Origin of the sequence: Staphylococcus arlettae, assembly GCF_002902345.1 — a bacterium.
GTDB lineage: Bacteria > Bacillota > Bacilli > Staphylococcales > Staphylococcaceae > Staphylococcus > Staphylococcus arlettae.
The window spans coordinates 107,906-124,794 of record NZ_PPQB01000010.1 but is presented as its reverse complement, the minus strand read 5'-3'; the positions used below and the strand labels follow the sequence as shown (position 1 = coordinate 124,794).

16 protein-coding genes are annotated in these 16,889 nt (G+C 34.0%); 5 read left to right on the top strand and 11 right to left on the bottom strand.

All coding sequences use genetic code 11. From position 1 onward, the window contains the following. Nucleotides 1-83 precede the first annotated feature (83 nt). Nucleotides 84-677 (bottom strand): anthranilate synthase component II, encoded by a 594-nt coding sequence (locus tag CD036_RS04320; protein WP_021459148.1) that lies wholly within the window; start codon nt 675-677, stop codon nt 84-86. 254 nt (nt 678-931) lie between these two features. Between CD036_RS04320 and queC the strand changes: the two genes are divergently transcribed. From queC to CD036_RS04295, 5 genes are all read left to right on the top strand, one after another. Continuing rightward, a complete protein-coding gene (queC, locus tag CD036_RS04315; protein WP_002508905.1) occupies nt 932-1,606 on the top strand; it encodes a 7-cyano-7-deazaguanine synthase QueC in 675 nt (224 codons plus the stop codon). Further along, complete coding sequence (gene queD / locus CD036_RS04310; protein WP_021459150.1) at nt 1,606-2,031, top strand: 6-carboxytetrahydropterin synthase QueD; 426 nt, start codon at nt 1,606-1,608, stop codon at nt 2,029-2,031. The genes queC and queD overlap by 1 nt, the downstream gene beginning before the upstream one ends. Further along, nucleotides 2,024-2,740: a 7-carboxy-7-deazaguanine synthase QueE gene (gene queE / locus CD036_RS04305; protein WP_021459151.1), complete on the top strand. Its 717-nt coding sequence runs from the start codon at nt 2,024-2,026 to the stop codon at nt 2,738-2,740. The genes queD and queE overlap by 8 nt, the downstream gene beginning before the upstream one ends. Before the next feature lie 465 nt (nt 2,741-3,205). Continuing rightward, nucleotides 3,206-3,802: a hypothetical protein gene (locus tag CD036_RS04300; RefSeq protein WP_002508908.1), complete on the top strand. Its 597-nt coding sequence runs from the start codon at nt 3,206-3,208 to the stop codon at nt 3,800-3,802. Between the two features lie 60 nt (nt 3,803-3,862). Further along, nucleotides 3,863-4,114 carry a GlsB/YeaQ/YmgE family stress response membrane protein gene (locus CD036_RS04295; RefSeq protein WP_002508909.1) on the top strand — a complete coding sequence of 84 codons (252 nt, stop codon included), beginning with the start codon at nt 3,863-3,865 and terminating at the stop codon, nt 4,112-4,114. A 140-nt stretch (nt 4,115-4,254) separates the two neighbouring features. Here CD036_RS04295 and CD036_RS04290 read toward each other — a convergent pair whose 3' ends face one another. The 10 genes from CD036_RS04290 to norA all read right to left on the bottom strand — a co-directional run bounded on the left by CD036_RS04290 (nt 4,255) and on the right by norA (nt 16,722). Continuing rightward, the gene (locus CD036_RS04290) at nt 4,255-5,310 is read right to left on the bottom strand and encodes a glycosyltransferase family 2 protein (protein WP_103388053.1); all 1,056 of its coding nucleotides are present in this window, start codon (nt 5,308-5,310) and stop codon (nt 4,255-4,257) included. Between the two features lie 320 nt (nt 5,311-5,630). Further along, the gene (locus tag CD036_RS04285) at nt 5,631-6,470 is read right to left on the bottom strand and encodes an aldo/keto reductase (protein WP_002508911.1); all 840 of its coding nucleotides are present in this window, start codon (nt 6,468-6,470) and stop codon (nt 5,631-5,633) included. 152 nt (nt 6,471-6,622) lie between these two features. After that, nucleotides 6,623-7,969: a hemolysin family protein gene (locus tag CD036_RS04280; RefSeq protein WP_002508912.1), complete on the bottom strand. Its 1,347-nt coding sequence runs from the start codon at nt 7,967-7,969 to the stop codon at nt 6,623-6,625. Between the two features lie 242 nt (nt 7,970-8,211). Continuing rightward, entirely contained in the window at nt 8,212-9,372 is a 1,161-nt protein-coding gene (gene nagA, locus CD036_RS04275) for an N-acetylglucosamine-6-phosphate deacetylase (RefSeq protein WP_002508913.1), read from the bottom strand. 228 nt (nt 9,373-9,600) lie between these two features. Then, a complete protein-coding gene (locus CD036_RS04270) occupies nt 9,601-11,550 on the bottom strand; it encodes a PTS fructose transporter subunit IIABC (RefSeq protein WP_002508914.1) in 1,950 nt (649 codons plus the stop codon). A gap of 2 nt (nt 11,551-11,552) precedes the next feature. Further along, nucleotides 11,553-12,476, bottom strand: a complete 924-nt coding sequence (gene pfkB, locus CD036_RS04265) for a 1-phosphofructokinase (protein WP_002508915.1) — start codon at nt 12,474-12,476, stop codon at nt 11,553-11,555. Then, entirely contained in the window at nt 12,473-13,231 is a 759-nt protein-coding gene (locus CD036_RS04260; RefSeq protein WP_002508916.1) for a DeoR/GlpR family DNA-binding transcription regulator, read from the bottom strand. The genes pfkB and CD036_RS04260 overlap by 4 nt, the downstream gene beginning before the upstream one ends. Before the next feature lie 255 nt (nt 13,232-13,486). Continuing rightward, nucleotides 13,487-14,359 (bottom strand): UTP--glucose-1-phosphate uridylyltransferase GalU, encoded by an 873-nt coding sequence (gene galU / locus CD036_RS04255; RefSeq protein WP_103388186.1) that lies wholly within the window; start codon nt 14,357-14,359, stop codon nt 13,487-13,489. Nucleotides 14,360-14,507: 148 nt separating this feature from the next. Next, nucleotides 14,508-15,251, bottom strand: coding sequence for a hypothetical protein (locus tag CD036_RS04250; protein WP_002508918.1), 744 nt, complete (start codon nt 15,249-15,251; stop codon nt 14,508-14,510). Nucleotides 15,252-15,555: 304 nt separating this feature from the next. After that, nucleotides 15,556-16,722, bottom strand: coding sequence for a multidrug efflux MFS transporter NorA (gene norA, locus CD036_RS04245; protein WP_002508919.1), 1,167 nt, complete (start codon nt 16,720-16,722; stop codon nt 15,556-15,558). Nucleotides 16,723-16,889: the final 167 nt, after the last annotated feature.

Below are 16,889 nucleotides of genomic sequence, written 5' to 3'. Positions count from 1 at the left end.
GTCGAGCTACAGCTTTATCAATATATTGAGTCAATGTCATATTATAAGTTTGATAGTCAACATCATCTAAATAATACCGATAATTAAAATGGACTTGCACTTGTATCACCTATCTTTTCAAGAAATAATCGTAATTGTTTATGTCCATATTGACTTAAAATGGACTCTGGATGGTACTGTACACCAAAGATGGGATGCTCTCGGTGCTGCACGCCCATGATAATATGGTCACTCGTTTCTGCAGTTATTATTAAAGATTTGGGCAACGTTTGCCTATTGACCATGAGTGAATGATAGCGCATCACACTAAATTGTTGTGGGATACCATAAAATATGCCCTGATTAGTATGCGTTAGTGCAGCCACATGTCCGTGTACTGGTCGCACATTCGGTATAATTTCTCCACCATAATACGAGACAAGTAATTGGAAACCTAAACACACGCCTAATATCGGTATTTGTTGTTCAAATGTTTGAATTAATTGATATAACATTGGATAGTCTTCTGGACGACCAGGACCTGGTGAAATAACAATGGCACTTGGTTTACTTGCTTGTAATTGAGCTATATTTAAGTCATCAACGTCGATAACAGTAATCGGTTGCTGACTCATACTATTTAAATAGTCTACTAAATTATATGTAAATGAATCTTTATTATCTATCATAACTATCATGTTAACTTTTACCTCTTTCATAACAACATTTTGGTTTGTAGACACTTTAATTATCCCAAATATCGACTTGCTTTTACAGCTTAAATATATTATTCTATTCTCCGTATAATTTAATTAACAGAGGTTTCTAGCTGATACCCTCTATAAAAAACTAGACACACTTTCGTCTGTCTTTTTATAGAGATAGACGTTTTTTTATGTCTATTTTTCTAATATTGCTAGCTATTACCTTTTAAAGGAGAGCAAACTTAATTATGACACAAGATATATTAGACCACAGTAAAGCGCTAGTCGTTTTCAGTGGCGGACAAGATAGTACGACTTGTCTTTTTTGGGCAAAGGCACGCTTTGATGAGGTGACTTTAGTAACATTTGATTATGGTCAGCGACATCAGACGGAAATTGACGTTGCAAAACGTATTGCACATGAACAAAATTTACAACATCATGTATTAGATATGTCGTTGTTATCACAACTCACTCCAAACGCTTTAACTAATCATGAGCTCGCAATCGATACAGCTGAGGATGGTGTCCCTAACACCTTTGTACCTGCACGAAACTTACTTTTCTTATCTTTCGCTGGTGCTTTAGCTTATCAATTAAATATTAAAAATATCATTACTGGTGTCTGCGAAACAGACTTTTCAGGTTATCCTGATTGTCGCGATAGCTTTGTAAAATCAATGAATGTAACAATGAATTTAGCAATGGACAAAAATTTCGTCTTACATACTCCATTAATGTGGTTAGATAAAAAACAAACTTGGGAACTCAGTGACCAACTTGGTGTCTTAGATTACATTAAAGACCAAACACTTACTTGCTATAATGGTATTATTGGTCAAGGTTGTGGTGAATGTCCAGCTTGTCATTTGAGAACACGTGGCCTCACGCAATATTTAGCGACTAAAGGAGAGAATCTTTAATGTTTCAACAAAATTATCCGAATGTAGCACATGATTATATGTATGAATTAAATAAAGACTTTAACTTTTCTGCCGCTCATTATATACCTAGTGAAGATGCTGGAAAATGTATGCGAACGCATGGTCATACTTACTTTGTGAATTTGACTATTGCAGGTGATACATTGGATCATAACGGATTTCTCGTTAATTTTAGCGATTTAAAACAATTAGTACATGGCAAATTTGACCATCAGTTACTCAATGAGCTACCTGAATTTCAAGGAAAAAGCCCTTCGACTGAAGTTGTAGCACATACAATCTATGAATTAATACAAAATGCCCTTAACCAACGTACTAATCAGCCACAATGTTTACAAGTGTATGTCCGTGAAACTCCAACGAGTTATGTAGTATTTCGTCCAAAGGAGCATCGCAATGGCTAAAATTCCAGTGTTAGAAATATTTGGACCTACTATTCAAGGTGAAGGTAGTGTTATTGGTCGTAAAACTATGTTTGTCAGAACAGCTGGCTGCGATTATCGATGCAGTTGGTGTGACTCTAGCTTCACATGGGATGGTAGTGCAAAAGAAGACATTCGCATGATGACTGCAGCAGAAATCTACGAGGAATTGTATGCAATCGGCGGCGAATTATTTAATCATGTAACTATTTCAGGGGGCAATCCAGCTTTAATCAAAGGTATTCAAGACCTAGTAGACCTATTTGATAGCAAAAACATCCAAAGTGCTTTAGAAACTCAAGGCAGCAAATTCCAACCTTGGATGCTACAAATTGATGATTTAACTATTAGCCCTAAGCCACCAAGTTCACTAATGAAACCAAATTTACCCATCTTAGACAATGTTATTGAACAATGTCACGACGAGGCATTAAGTCTTAAAGTCGTTATTTTTACCGATGAAGATTACGACTTTGCAAAAATGATTCATCACAGATATCCTAACATTCCCTTCTATTTACAAGTTGGAAATCCTTATTTAGACGGTGAACAGGTAGCTGATCACACCTCCAAACTATTATCTTTATATGAATCACTGGTCAATCGTGTAATGGGCAGTGCTGATATGAATAACGTCTATGTCTTACCTCAACTTCATACGTTACTTTGGAGTAATAAAAAAGGCGTTTAAATACTTTAGTACAAATTCAATATATTCAGATGACTAAGACATCAAGTTGTATCGTTTTTAAAGAAAGGTGCAAAATGAACTACTTTATCTAAAAAACAATAGTCTCCATGCTCACGGTAAACGTGAACAAAAACTGCCAACAAAATTGGAGACTTTGCCGATAGCTCTTGGCGTATTGGCAATAAATAAACTTTAGATATTAATTCTCCTAAGCAATTTCTATAATATTGGCAGTGCTTTGGGCCGACTCCTGTGGGAATAACACTTGTCGAAGACTATAGGCTGAGGCAGTGCCCGCGGAAAGCGTGCACCAAAAACTGCCAATAATGTCAGAAACTTTGCTATTGCCTATTTCTTCAATGCCACTGAAATTTACAAAATTTTAACATATCAAATGTTATTAAATGCTTAACACATTATTAATTGGTATAATGTTGCAATGAAGTAAAATGTAAGGAGACCAAAATGCTAATATCTATTATCATCAACATTATTGCGACAGTTGTCATTCTTGGTATTGACCTCTATCGCCAGAATTTCAAACAACTAAAGTATAGCTCTGTTCTCATTGCACTCACTATTAATGGTCTTATTAATTTATTTATAGTAGGCGAATATGATTATATTTCCTTTTTTACAATTTTGTTATTTTTAGCATGGACATTATTGCAACTTTATATTAATCGCGTAGTAGATGTGTTTGTAATCAAAGAACAAAAGTTTATTGCGGTGGTACTTACTATTATTTTAAGTACATCAACTATTCTTACATATAGCACTAGTCATGATTCTTACTACATGTCTATTCCTTATTTAGCACCAGCCATAGCCCTTATAGGCGCAATATTTTTATTTTACAGTACATTTCAACCAGAAGAACAAATGCACTTTAAACTTATTAATAAAATTAAACGTCCAATTTTAATTGGTAACCTTATGCTCATAATGTCCTTTATCTTAATGACTTTATTAACACCATACTGGTATGCATTTTTAATTATTTACATTGTATTTATTGCATTTATATTTTGGCAAAATATTTTTTCTAAACAAAATGATTAATTGATTTATTTTTGTGGTATAGATAGACTGTTAAATTTTGTTAGAAGGAGGCTCTTAGTCATGGGATTTATACTAATGTTAATCGTCGGTGGTTTAATCGGCTGGATAGCTGGTGGAATTGTAGGTAAAGATATACCCGGTGGTATTTTAGGTAATATCATTGCAGGTATCGTAGGTTCAGCACTTGGTTCTTGGTTACTTGGTGACTGGGGTTGGCATTTAGGCGGCATTGCCATTTTCCCTGCATTGATTGGTACAATCATTTTAGTAGCAATCGTATCATTTGTCGTTGGTAAACTACGTAAAAAATAATTAATAGGAAGATGATAACACCTAACATCATCTTTTTATGTTTGTAACATGATAAAGCAGCTAGCCCATAGTTTTACTATGAGTTAGCTGCTTTTGTGTTGAGTTAAAATACTAGATCTTATCTACTCACTGAAAACTAATTATCTATTTTTTAGTAACGACCGCTGTGTTTTTTCTTCTATGCTTTGGTTCAATTCCTCATGATGCATTTGGTTAGCATGTTTGACATCAGCTTTATCAGCTTTATCAGCTTCATCACTTTCAATATTCGTCGCTAATACAATATATTTCGGACGTTGTTTAACTTCATAATAGATGCGCCCTATATACTCCCCAACAATGCCAATTGATATTAATTGGATACCTCCTAATAATAAGATGGCTGCAATCGTTGAGAAATAACCTGGTGTTTCGATACCATTTAAAACAATACCTGCGAAGACAAATAGAATATATAATACACTCACAAAAGAAATAAATAGCCCTAAATAAATCATGGCACGCAATGGCTTATTATTAAACGAAATCAAGCCATCAATTCCATAATTGAGTAACTTACTGAAAGACCACTTAGATTCACCGTCTTCACGCTCTACATTGTCATAAGTGAAGACTCTAGTATTATAACCAATCCATTCATATAAACCTTTAGAGAAACGGTTATATTCTTCCAATGAAGCCATGGAGTTAACTGCGCGTTGACTTAACAAACGAAAATCGCCAATACCATCTTCTAATTTGATATCCTCAACAAAGTAGTTGATCATTTTATAATAACAGCGCGTGAGTAACTTACGTGATTCCTTTTCACCCTCTCTGTTACGCTTAGCAACTACTTGATCATAACCATCCATATAACCGTCAACCATTTGAGGGATAAGCTCTGGTGGATGTTGCAAATCTGCATCAATCATAATGACTGCATCACACGATTTACTATGTTGAAAACCTGCTATCATCGCAGATTCTTTACCAAAATTTCTACTAAAAGAAATAAATTTTACATGATTATCTTTTTGTGCGGCATCTTGAATATAATTGATTGTTGCATCTTTACTTCCATCATCGACAAATAAAATATCATATTCATAATCATGACGTATACTGTCATTTAATAACACTTCAGTTAATCGTTGATATGTTTTTAGTATAACTTCACCTTCATTATAACAAGGTACTATAACTCTAATATTCATCTCATCAACACCTTCATTCCATTTACTTCTCTTCCACTTTATCAATAATAAATCGCATGATTCCATAACAAACAATTAAATTTACACAATCTTAATGCCTAGTTAATAAAGTGCTTATAAAATTACTTGTTATTTAATTTAATTGCTAATAACGGGGATAATTAAGCAATTAGTATCTGCTTAAAATACTATTTTAAGTAGTGGGATATATACTTTTCTTTAAAATATAATTTGTAACTTTATATTACCAAGTATTCTTAAATAAATGAACTAAAAACCTTTATATCACACTTCCAAGTAATGTATGATGCGACATTAAGTTAACGTAATGTACCTATTTTAACTGAATCAGGATCATGACCTTGGCGATCATTGCGATTTAATGCGTCAATTTCCGCAATATCAGTAACTTCTAAATTAAAATCAAAAATATTGAAATTTTCTTCAATACGTTCAGGTGTTTTAGATTTTGGGATAATCAATCTATTGTGGGCTAAATGCCAACGCAAAACAACTTGTGCTGGGGTTTTATTATAACGTTTCGCTATCTCTACAATAACTGGATCATCCAATAACCCTCTATTACGCATTAGTGGCATCCATGCAGTAACAGCAATGTCGTTGTCATCACAAAAATCTTGTAATTGTTGTTGATTAAAATACGGGTGCACTTCTACTTGATTCACTGCTGGCACAATGTCAGTTGCATCCATTAATTTCTCCAAATGTTCTTTAGTAAAATTACAAACACCAATGGCACGTACCTTACCTTCTTCATATAATTGCTCTAAAGCTTTATAGCTCTCTATAAATAAATCATCTTCAGCACATGGCCAATGAATTAAATATAAGTCCAAATAATCTGTACCTAATCGTTCTAATGATTGATTAAATTGTTTTAACGTACTTTCAAAACCTTGATAATCATTCCATAGTTTCGATGTAATAAATAAGGAATCTCTTGCTATTTCTGACTGCTTTAATACGCGTCCTAACGCTACTTCATTGTCATACAGGTAAGCAGTGTCAAATGCACGATAACCAACTTCTAAGGCACTTTCAATTGCTGTTGCCATTTCATTGTCAGTAATTTTATATACACCTAGTCCAATTTTAGGCATTGGGTAACCATTGTTTAAATAATAAACATCATTCTCCATTGTATAACTCCTCTCATGGTTATGTTGCTATATTAATAGTGTTAATAATTCTCTATTGCCTTTTTTTTAAAATTTTAACCATCTTCTATAAATTACAAATAAAAAAACGTTTATTAAATCACTTAAATATGTGATTTAATAAACGTTAACTATTAATCGTCGGTTTCTTCTTCTAATTCTTCAGGTGTTTTTCGCTCTTGATTATATTCTATTTTTAAAATTACAGAAATAATTTGATGATTTTCAATTTCTGAGATAATCCATCGATCATATTCAGTATCGACATAATCATTTTGTTGCAAGTTAGTATTGTGTGCTTGTAGCCAACCGCCTATTGTATCTATATCTTCCGAATCTTCAAATTCAATATCGAACTGTTCGTTTAAATCATCTAGTAATACGCGGCCATTGATTTGGTAAGTTTCGTCATTTTTCTTCACAATATCGTTAACTTCATCATCATCAAATTCGTCGCGAATTTCACCCACAATTTCTTCCAAGATATCTTCCATTGTTAAAATACCAGCAGTTCCACCATATTCATCAATAATCAAACTAATATGCACATGTTCTCTTTGCATACGAACCAATGCATCACTAATGCGTGTTGTTTCTGAAATCATAGGCAGTTCATGTACAAAGTCACTTGCGTTTATTGCTTTTCCTGATGCGTATTCGGTTAATAACTCTTTAACATTAATAAAGCCTTTAACGTGGTCTTTATCACCATCTTCAGTTATTGGATAACGTGTAAATTGATGTTCTTTTAATGTTTCTAACAATTCATCCAAATTAAATGGTTCATTTAGCGTTACCATCTGTGTACGTGGAACCATAATATCTTTAGCGTGTCTTTCATCAAAAGAAAAAATATTTTGCATATATGCTAATTCAGTCTGGTTAATTTCACCACCATTATAAGAATTATTAATGATGATTTTAATTTCATCTTCTGACATAGCATCATTGTTCGCATCTGGATCTACACCAAACATACGAATAATGACACGAGCTGAACCATTCATTAACCAAATTAATGGTTTCATGATAACGCCAAAATAATATAATGGGCGTGCATAAATTAATGCAATTTTTTCAGTGTGTTGGATTGCTAATGTTTTTGGAGCTAACTCCCCTAATACTACGTGTAAATAAGTAACAATAATAAATGCTACGATAAATGAAATTGTCGTCGTCAATGCTTCCGGTAATTGCATTAGTTCGAATAACGGATGTAACAATTTATCAAAAGTAGGTTCACCTAACCAACCAAGTCCTAATGAAGTTACCGTGATACCAAGTTGACAAGCTGATAAATAATAATCTAGTTTTTCAATCATTTTTTTAACAACTTTAGCGCCACCATTACCTTCTGATGCAAGTTGTTCTATTCGAGTGGCTCTTACTTTCACCAATGCAAACTCCGAACCTACGAAGACTGTAGTTAATGCGATTAGTAGAAAGAATATAATTAAGTTCATTATGGGTACTGTTTCCAATTAATTCCCTATTTCTAGGGATTCACCTCCAAATTTTACGTGCCACAATAGGTGGCCGTGTATGTTAAATATAGTTGTAATGCATTCTTAGATAACTTTAGATCCTTCCCATTGTGACACCTCCCTAAAAATTGACGTATAGTCTACATTTTATCACAAGGTAAGTGTCAATTGTAATCATGAGCTTAGAATTCAATATATTTTCAATTTAAGTTTATTCATATTCAATCTAACATTGTAAGTTACTTATTAAATTCGTGGACGGTACCTTTTTTAATAGTTGTAAGCACTTCGATGTTAGAATTTACAATAACTAAATCTGCGTCCTTGCCATGTTGAATACTACCTTTACGGTGTGCAAGATTTAAAGCTAGCGCTTGATTTAAACTCGTAACACGCCATAATTCATTTAATGTGCGCTGTGTGAATGACATTAAATTTTTGAGTCCTTCATTCATTTTTAAAATACTTCCTGCCAACGCTCCTGAAGCTAAACGTGCTTCTGAACCTCGGACGATGACATCTTGACCACCGAGATCATAAGTTCCGTCAGGCATTCCTTTAGCTCGCATCGCGTCAGTAATAAGATAAAAACGCTCTATTCCTTTTTGTCTAAGCGCAATATTCACAGCTGCAGGGTGTGCATGAATACCATCTACAATGAGTTCAGTACGCAACTGATCATTAGTCCAAGCAGCCCCAAACAGCCCCGGTTGACGATGTTCAAACGGCGTCCCTGCATTATAAAGATGTGTCACATGTCGTGCTCCTAGTTGTTGTGCCTCATTGACTTCATCAAATGTCGCAGTCGTATGTCCAATAGAGAAGATAATATCATCATGTAATGCACTAAGTGTGTCACTTGCACCTGCAACTTCTGGAGCAAAAGTAATAATCTTTATATTTTGTTGTGCTAGTTGTTGAAAATATTTAATTTTGTCGATTGATGGTCGTTGTACATATTTAGGATTTTGTGCTCCCACTTTATCTTCTGAAATAAATGGCCCTTCTAAATGGATACCTACAATCTCTGCAGCACTGTTATCGTCTTGATTATCGATATATTGTGCAATAACTTTCAAAGCCTGAGTCACGTTGTCATCAGACTGAGTCATAGTCGTAGCTAGAAAGCTTGTTGTGCCTTCTGCTAATAACGAAGTTGCTAAATGTGTTAAACCTTTTGCAGATGCATCCATTGCGTCTTCTCCATATCCACCATGAATATGAATATCAATAAAACCTGGTAATATATGATTAAATTGGGCATCAATAGTCGGTAGTTGTCCTTGATAGTCCCCTTTACTTACATGCTTAATTTTGCCGTGTGCTACTTCAATATGTCCGTGTTCAATAACACCAGTCTCTGTATAAATTGTCCCATTTGTAATAACGTAATTTTCCAACATTCAAACCTTCTTTATTTGTTTATTATTGTTTTTTCACTATCACTTATATTCTACATGAAATCGTTCACCGTGAATAATATATACATTTATTAAAGCATAAAAAAGAAGTAGGTTAAAAATCAAGAATAACTTACCTGATTTCCCTACTTCTTTAATTTCTTACTTAACTTATTTATATAACAGAGCTACTTCGAACAAAATAGTTTAATAGCTTACGTCTGCCAATTAGTCATTTGTCTCTTGTAAAGCATTTAATTCATTTTCAGTTGGTTTTGCTTTCAACAAGCCATACATTATTGCCCCTATAAGCGCACCTATAATTAGAGCTATTAATGATTGCACTACATGACCAAAGTCTGTAGCTAACATAACAATAATACCTCCATGAGGCGCTTGAATTGCTGATCCTAGACCAAGTGAAATGGCTCCTGCAACACCAGAACCTACCATCATTGAAGGTATTACACGTAGCGGATCTGCAGCTGCAAATGGGATTGCACCTTCAGTAATAAAAGATAAGCCCATAATATAGTTAGGCGCAATAGAAGCTTTTTGTTCTTTCGTAAATTTCTTTCTAAATAAGAGCATAGCTGTTGCGATAGCCATAGGAGGTACCATTCCACCAATCATAGCTGCAGTTATTGGAGCAGTATTACCTTCTGTTAATGCAGCAGTTGCAAATACATATGCTGCTTTATTGAATGGTCCACCCATATCAATGGCCATCATTGCACCAATAACTAAACCAAGTAATACAATATTCGCTCCTGAAAGACTGTTTAATCCATTTAACAATAAGTTATTCAATCCAGATGCAGGTGGATTAATAACATAAATCATTAGTAATCCTGTAGCTGTCACTGAAAGTAATGGATAAATTAATGTCGGTTTCAAACCTTCTAATGCTTGTGGTAAACCACTTACTAATTTTTTCACACCTTGTGTTAAATAACCTGCTAAGAAACCTGCTAAAATACCACCGATAAACCCTGAATCACCAGAAATAGCAAGCATACCACCTACTAAACCAGCCGCAAAACCAGGTTTATCAGCAATACTACGTGCAATATAACCAGATAAAATAGGGATAATTAAGGCAAAAGCACTGTTTTTACCTATATTCCATAATTGTTCTGCAAAAGCGTTATGATCTCCACTTTTCGGGTCAAATGAATTCGCACCAAATAGGAATACAATTGCCATCAAAATACCACCAGAAATAACTAATGGCAACATATTAGAAACACCATTCATTAAGTGTTTATAAATTGTTTTCCCAACGCCTTGCTTTTCAGTTGATTTCTCTGTTGATTGTTGACTGTTAGTGTTTTTAGCCACAAATGGTTGGCGTGAATCATCTTGTGCCATATTAATCAATTCTTCTGGTCGTTTTATACCATCTGCTACAGGTACTTCAACTACATTTTTGCCTGCAAAACGATCTGTTTCAACATGAACATCGGCTGCTACAATAATACCAGTAGCTTTGTTAATATCTTCATCTGTTAAATGATTCTTGATACCTCCAGAACCATTCGTTTCTACTTTCATTTTCACACCCATTTGGTTCGCTTGCTTTTTCAGAGCATCGCGTGCCATATAAGTATGTGCTATACCTGTAGGACAAGCTGTTACTGCCAAAATATATGGAGTATCTTCAGCCACTTCCTCATCGGTAGTTGTTGCAGCACTATCATTCTCTTCTTCATCTTCTACAGCTTCATCATCAGCTTTATTAATAATTGCTTGTACTTCTTCGGGTGTTTCAGCAGCTAATAAATCTGCTCGAACTTGTTCATCCATTAAAATACCAGACAATTTAGCTAAAGCATCCAAATGTGTTTGCGCGCCACCTTCTGGTGCTGCAATCATAAAGAAGAGATGTGCCGGTTGCATATCTAAACTTTGGTAGTCTATACCTGCTTTAGATTTACCAAAAGCGATTGCTGGTGTCTCAACAGCCGCAACCTTTGCGTGCGGAATAGCTATCCCTTCACCAATTCCTGTTGTACTTTGACCTTCACGTTGATGAATAGCTTCTTTATATGCTTCGACATCATTCAATTTACCTGCTTGATTTAATTGGTTTACTAGTTCATCGATAACCCCATTTTTATTTGTTGCTTCGACATCCATCGCTATTGTATCTAATGTTAATAACTCGGTGATTCTCATAATTATTCACTCCCATCTATCTTACTAATGACGACTTGTTGCTTAATATCTAATATTGCTTGTTGTTGTGCTAAATCCTCAGTAAATGCTGTTGCAGTACCTGCTGAAACTGCTTGTTTGAATGCCGATTCAATAGCCAATCCTTGATTTAATCCTGCAACCATACCTGCTACTGTGCTGTCTCCCGAGCCAACAGTATTAATAACATTACCGTTTGGTACAGTTGCTTTTAAACTTTGTGACTTATCAATGTATATAGCTCCTGCACCACCAAGTGAAATGATTACTGATTGTGCCCCACGCGCTAAAATTTCTTTACCATATTTCACTACTTCTTCATCTGAATTAATCGTAGTATTAAACATCACTTCTAATTCATCTTTGTTCGGTTTAATGAATAATGGTTCATAAGATAACACTGACTCCACCAAATCTTTTTCAGCGTCCACCACTAATTGTGCTCCTGTTTTTCGTGTCAATGCAGCGATTTGTTGATATGCATCTGCAGGAACACTTTTAGGTATACTACCTGCTACTACAACTATATCTTGCGGTGTAGTTTGTCCTATTTTAGTCAGTAAATCTTGAAATTGTTGTTGCGTAATATTGGGACCAGGCGCATTAATTTCTGTCTCAGTACCTGTTTTTAATTTCACGTTAATACGTGTATCATCAGCAATTTCAACAAAGTCTGTAGCAATGTTTTGCTGATGTAAGGTATTTGTAATAAAGGCACCAGGAAACCCACCAACAAATCCTAGAGCTGTTGATTGCACATCTAGTGTTTTCAATACTCTAGATACATTAATACCTTTACCTCCCGCAAATTTATAAGTCGCTGATGTCCGATTCAATTGATTAAGATTAAAATCATCAGCAAACATTATGTAATCAATGGAAGGATTGAATGTCACTGTATAAATCATCTTGTGCCTCCTAAAATTCGGTAATGTTGTGAAAACATTTCGTATGTTTCTAATTGTAAAACTGCATGTGAGGTTAAAATTGTTGCCTCATTTACCATTGGAACATGTGCAAAGTACACTTTATGGAATTTCGAAGTATCGGCCACAATAAATGTATTCAAGGCATAATTCATAGCTTCTCGTTTGATCAAACCTTCTTGCTCATCTGGTGTTGTCAGTCCATACTTTAAATCAATACCATTCATGCCTATAAAAGCTTTGTCAAAACGGTAACGTTGTAAAGACGCTAACGCATTAGGACCTACTGTGGCAAAAGTGGTAGGTTTCACCTCACCACCTAGTGTCAATGTCTTAATTCCATGTTTTAATAATTCTTCTATATGTGTTAACCCATTAGTCACCACTGTTATATCAGACGCTTCAATGTAAGGAATCATTTCGAGCGTTGTCGATCCAGCATCTAAAAACACGCAATCGTTATCTTGAATGAAAGTAGCAGCAAATCTGCCAATTTCTTGTTTTTCTTCCAAATTTTGTCGTCTTTTGTCTGTTAAATTCGGCTCTAATACAACGGATTGATTCAGTTTTGCTCCTCCATGAACCCTTGTTAATTTACCAATAGCTTGGAGTTTTGATAAATCTCGGCGGATTGTAGATGTACTACAACCAATTCTTTCGACTAATTCTTGTAATGACAAAAACTCTCGTTTAGAAAGTTCACGTAAAATTAATTCATGACGCTTTTCTGTAATCATCGTTTCACCTCATCTTCGCTATATTATAATGTATACGGTTTCTTAAATCAATCATTTTTTATCATTTTCATTCAAAAACAATCAAATTTAACTTTAATTTTGAACGTTTTCAGTCATATGTGCCGTTTACGAATGTTATTAACTAAAAAAGAGGCGATACAATCAACCTATATCGTTGATTGTATCGTCTCTTTTGTAATTAAGTCTGACATTGTAAGTAATGTCACTTTTCTAGAATTACGATGTAGCACATTTTCAATTTTCAAGCTCTAAAGTTTTTAAAAATGCCTTTAAATCATCTTGCATTGATGCATCTTTTAACGCGAATTCGATTGTCGTTTTGACAAAACCTAGTTTTTCACCAACATCGTAACGATCACCCTCAAAATCATAAGCATAAACTTGTGTATCTTTGTTTAAACGCTCAATCGCATCCGTCAATTGTATTTCACCACCGGCACCTTCACCTTGAGTTTCTAAATAACTAAAGATATCAGCTGTTAAGACATAACGTCCCATTATAGCTAAATTGGAAGGTGCTGAGCCAGCTTTCGGCTTTTCAACGAATTGTTCAACTTCATATCTACGTTGTTGTTGCGCGCATGGTTTTACAATACCATAACGATGTGTTTCATCTTCTGGCACTTCTTGAACTCCAATAACAGAATTACCTGTAGCATCATAAATATTCATCAATTGTTTTATTGCTGGTGTATCAGATTCAACAATATCATCACCTAATAAGACTGCGAAGGGTTCATCACCAATAAATTGACGTGCGGAGTATATGGCATGACCAAGTCCTTTTTGTTCTTTTTGTCTTACATAGAAAATATTAGCAAGTTCAGTTGAATATTTAACTTTCTCTAACAATTCATTTTTTCCTTTTGATTCTAATATCATCTCTAGTTCTTTTTGATTATCAAAATGATCTTCTATTGCACGTTTATGTTTACCGGTAACAATAATAATATCTTCAATGCCGGCACGTGCCGCTTCTTCAACTATGTATTGGATTGTTGGTTTATCTAATATAGGTAACATTTCTTTAGGCATTGCTTTAGTTGCAGGCAAAAATCGAGTGCCTAGACCTGCTGCTGGTATAATTGCTTTCTTTATCTGTTTCACAACGTTCATCCTTTTCATCAAAGTACTCATTTACATCTATTATTATAATAATGATAACCTGCTTTAGTTATTTATAAACAAAACAAAAAAATTCACATAAGTCGTTAACACAACTTATGTGAATCATAACATTTTTATTTTGTTTATACTATTTTAGCGCTGGTTGTGTAATAATTTTTCCAGACTTAGTAATTACTAATTTCAGCTCTTTTTTAGTTTGTACATCAACAAAAACATATAGCATTCCTTGTTTAGCTTCTTTAACTTTTTCTAATCGTGGTGTTTGGGTAAAATGATCTGTTGCATATTTTTGCGCGATGACCTCAGATTCTTGTGCTGACACATTTGGTTTTCGAGCTTCATCTTGTGGCACTGGTTTATATGCATCATCAAATATTACAGCATTTTCATGCTTATCAACTGTTACTCTATAAAAACTATGTGGTTTCTTAGCATTTTTGAATGTAAAAATATAATAATACGCCCCCTGACAAGTGTTGTCGATAGCGTAATCATTGTATTCGTTTTGTGAGTTATTATTATTATTCACTTTTTCTTGAGCAGCTTTTAATGCTACATTAAACGACGGCAAGTTAGCTTGTGCCACTTTTTTATTACTAGCATCATGAGAACTTTCTTCGGCAATAGGTACATAATCTTTAGCATTATAGGGTTTTTCTTCAGCTTTGTCACCTGTAATTGCAGCCTTCGCAGAATGGTTTTCATCTGTATTTATCAATGTTTTACCTTTCGCTACATTATCAAATGTTGAAAAGTTCGAAATCGTTTCGTGAACTTTTACTAACGCTTGTTGGTTAGTAGCTATAAAAAGAAGGAACGCTAGAAAACAGGCAAGCATAACAGCTACAATGCTTAATATTAAATTTTTCATAAACGCTCCTTTCTTTAGTATGTTTTATTTATATTTATATTAGCATAAAATGATATTTAAAAAGTTATATAGAATGCAACTTAAAATAAATGTAATCTCTGTAACAATATTAATAAATTCACTGGCTATGATTAACATCTTTGTCACATAGTAGTTATAATGGCCAATATTCTGATAATTCACAGCACAGCTATCTACATCAAAAAAACACTGTAGCGATTTGCTACAGTGTTTTTACTATATAATTTGCTAACAGTTAAGAATGCATCCCTTATCTGTTAGTTCCTTTTATAATATTACTTTTCTAACTAGCTTTCCTATTACGTCTAACTCTCAATACTCTTTCTATTCGAATTACAATAATGCCTATAATCATAACTAAAACAGCCATGTAAATTGGAAATTCAAAATTAATATCATACAAAGTTCCTGCAACTAATGGACCGATAAAGTTCCCCATACTAGTAAATGTGGAGTTCAATCCTCCAGCGAAACCTTGCCGATCACCTGCAATGTTTGAAAAATAATTAGTTATGGCAGGTCGTATCATATCAAAACCAATAAACACTACAAAGCTGACTACCATAATTGCCCAATAACTATTTGTTAGTGTTAGCGCAGCTAATATAATTGCTGAATAAATGAGTGCATATGTGATAAAAGTTAACTCACTAAAGTATTTCATAAATTTATCGAAGAAAAAGACTTGGAATACTGCACCAAATATCCCACCACCAGTAATAGCTATTGAAATATCTAAAGGCGAATAATGTGCTTTATCTGCAGTATATAATGGGAATAACGTTTCAAAAGATGAAAGCCCAAATGCCAATACTAAAGTAAGAATTATCGGTGTTAAGAACACTTTCCAATTAATTTTCGACAACAGCTCCGGCTGATATTTTGTAAAACCATCTGTGGTTGCTTTTTTCGGATTGTGAATAAATACTATAGAAAGTATTAAAGCTACTAAACCGCTCACACCTGCTACATAAAACGGTAAGCGATGTGAAAATTCTGCCAAAAATCCACCAATACCTGGACCTAAAATAAAACCTGAATTGATAATCGCAGACATGTAACCAAAGTTTTTCGCTTTATCTGAAGAAGGTGAGATATCCGCAATCATACCTGTAACACCTGGCATTACCATACCAGCACTAAATCCACCTAACACTCTTGAAATAATAAGCAACTCAAATGTATGACTTACTGCAAATAAAAACTCAGAAATTGCAAATAAGAATAACCCAATACAAATTATAAGTTTCTTTCCTAACTTATCTGCTAATGTACCACCAAAAGGTGAAATAATCATTTGTGCTAACGCGAATACAGCGACTAAAATACCTAAGTCACTACCTTTTAAACCTAGATCTTTTAAATATACAGGTAAAACAGGGACTACTAAACCTATACCTAAGAAAACTAAAAAGATATTAAAATATAAAACATAAAACTGTCTATTCATTATTCACCCTCCTTTTTGCATATGAAATGCAACTCACTTTTTATTGTATCCAAATTCAACTCAATATTACATAATATTACAATATTTTATTACATCTAACATAACTAATACAATAGTTAATTTAAACTTTAAAACATAAAATTACAATTGATAGTTATCTATATGTA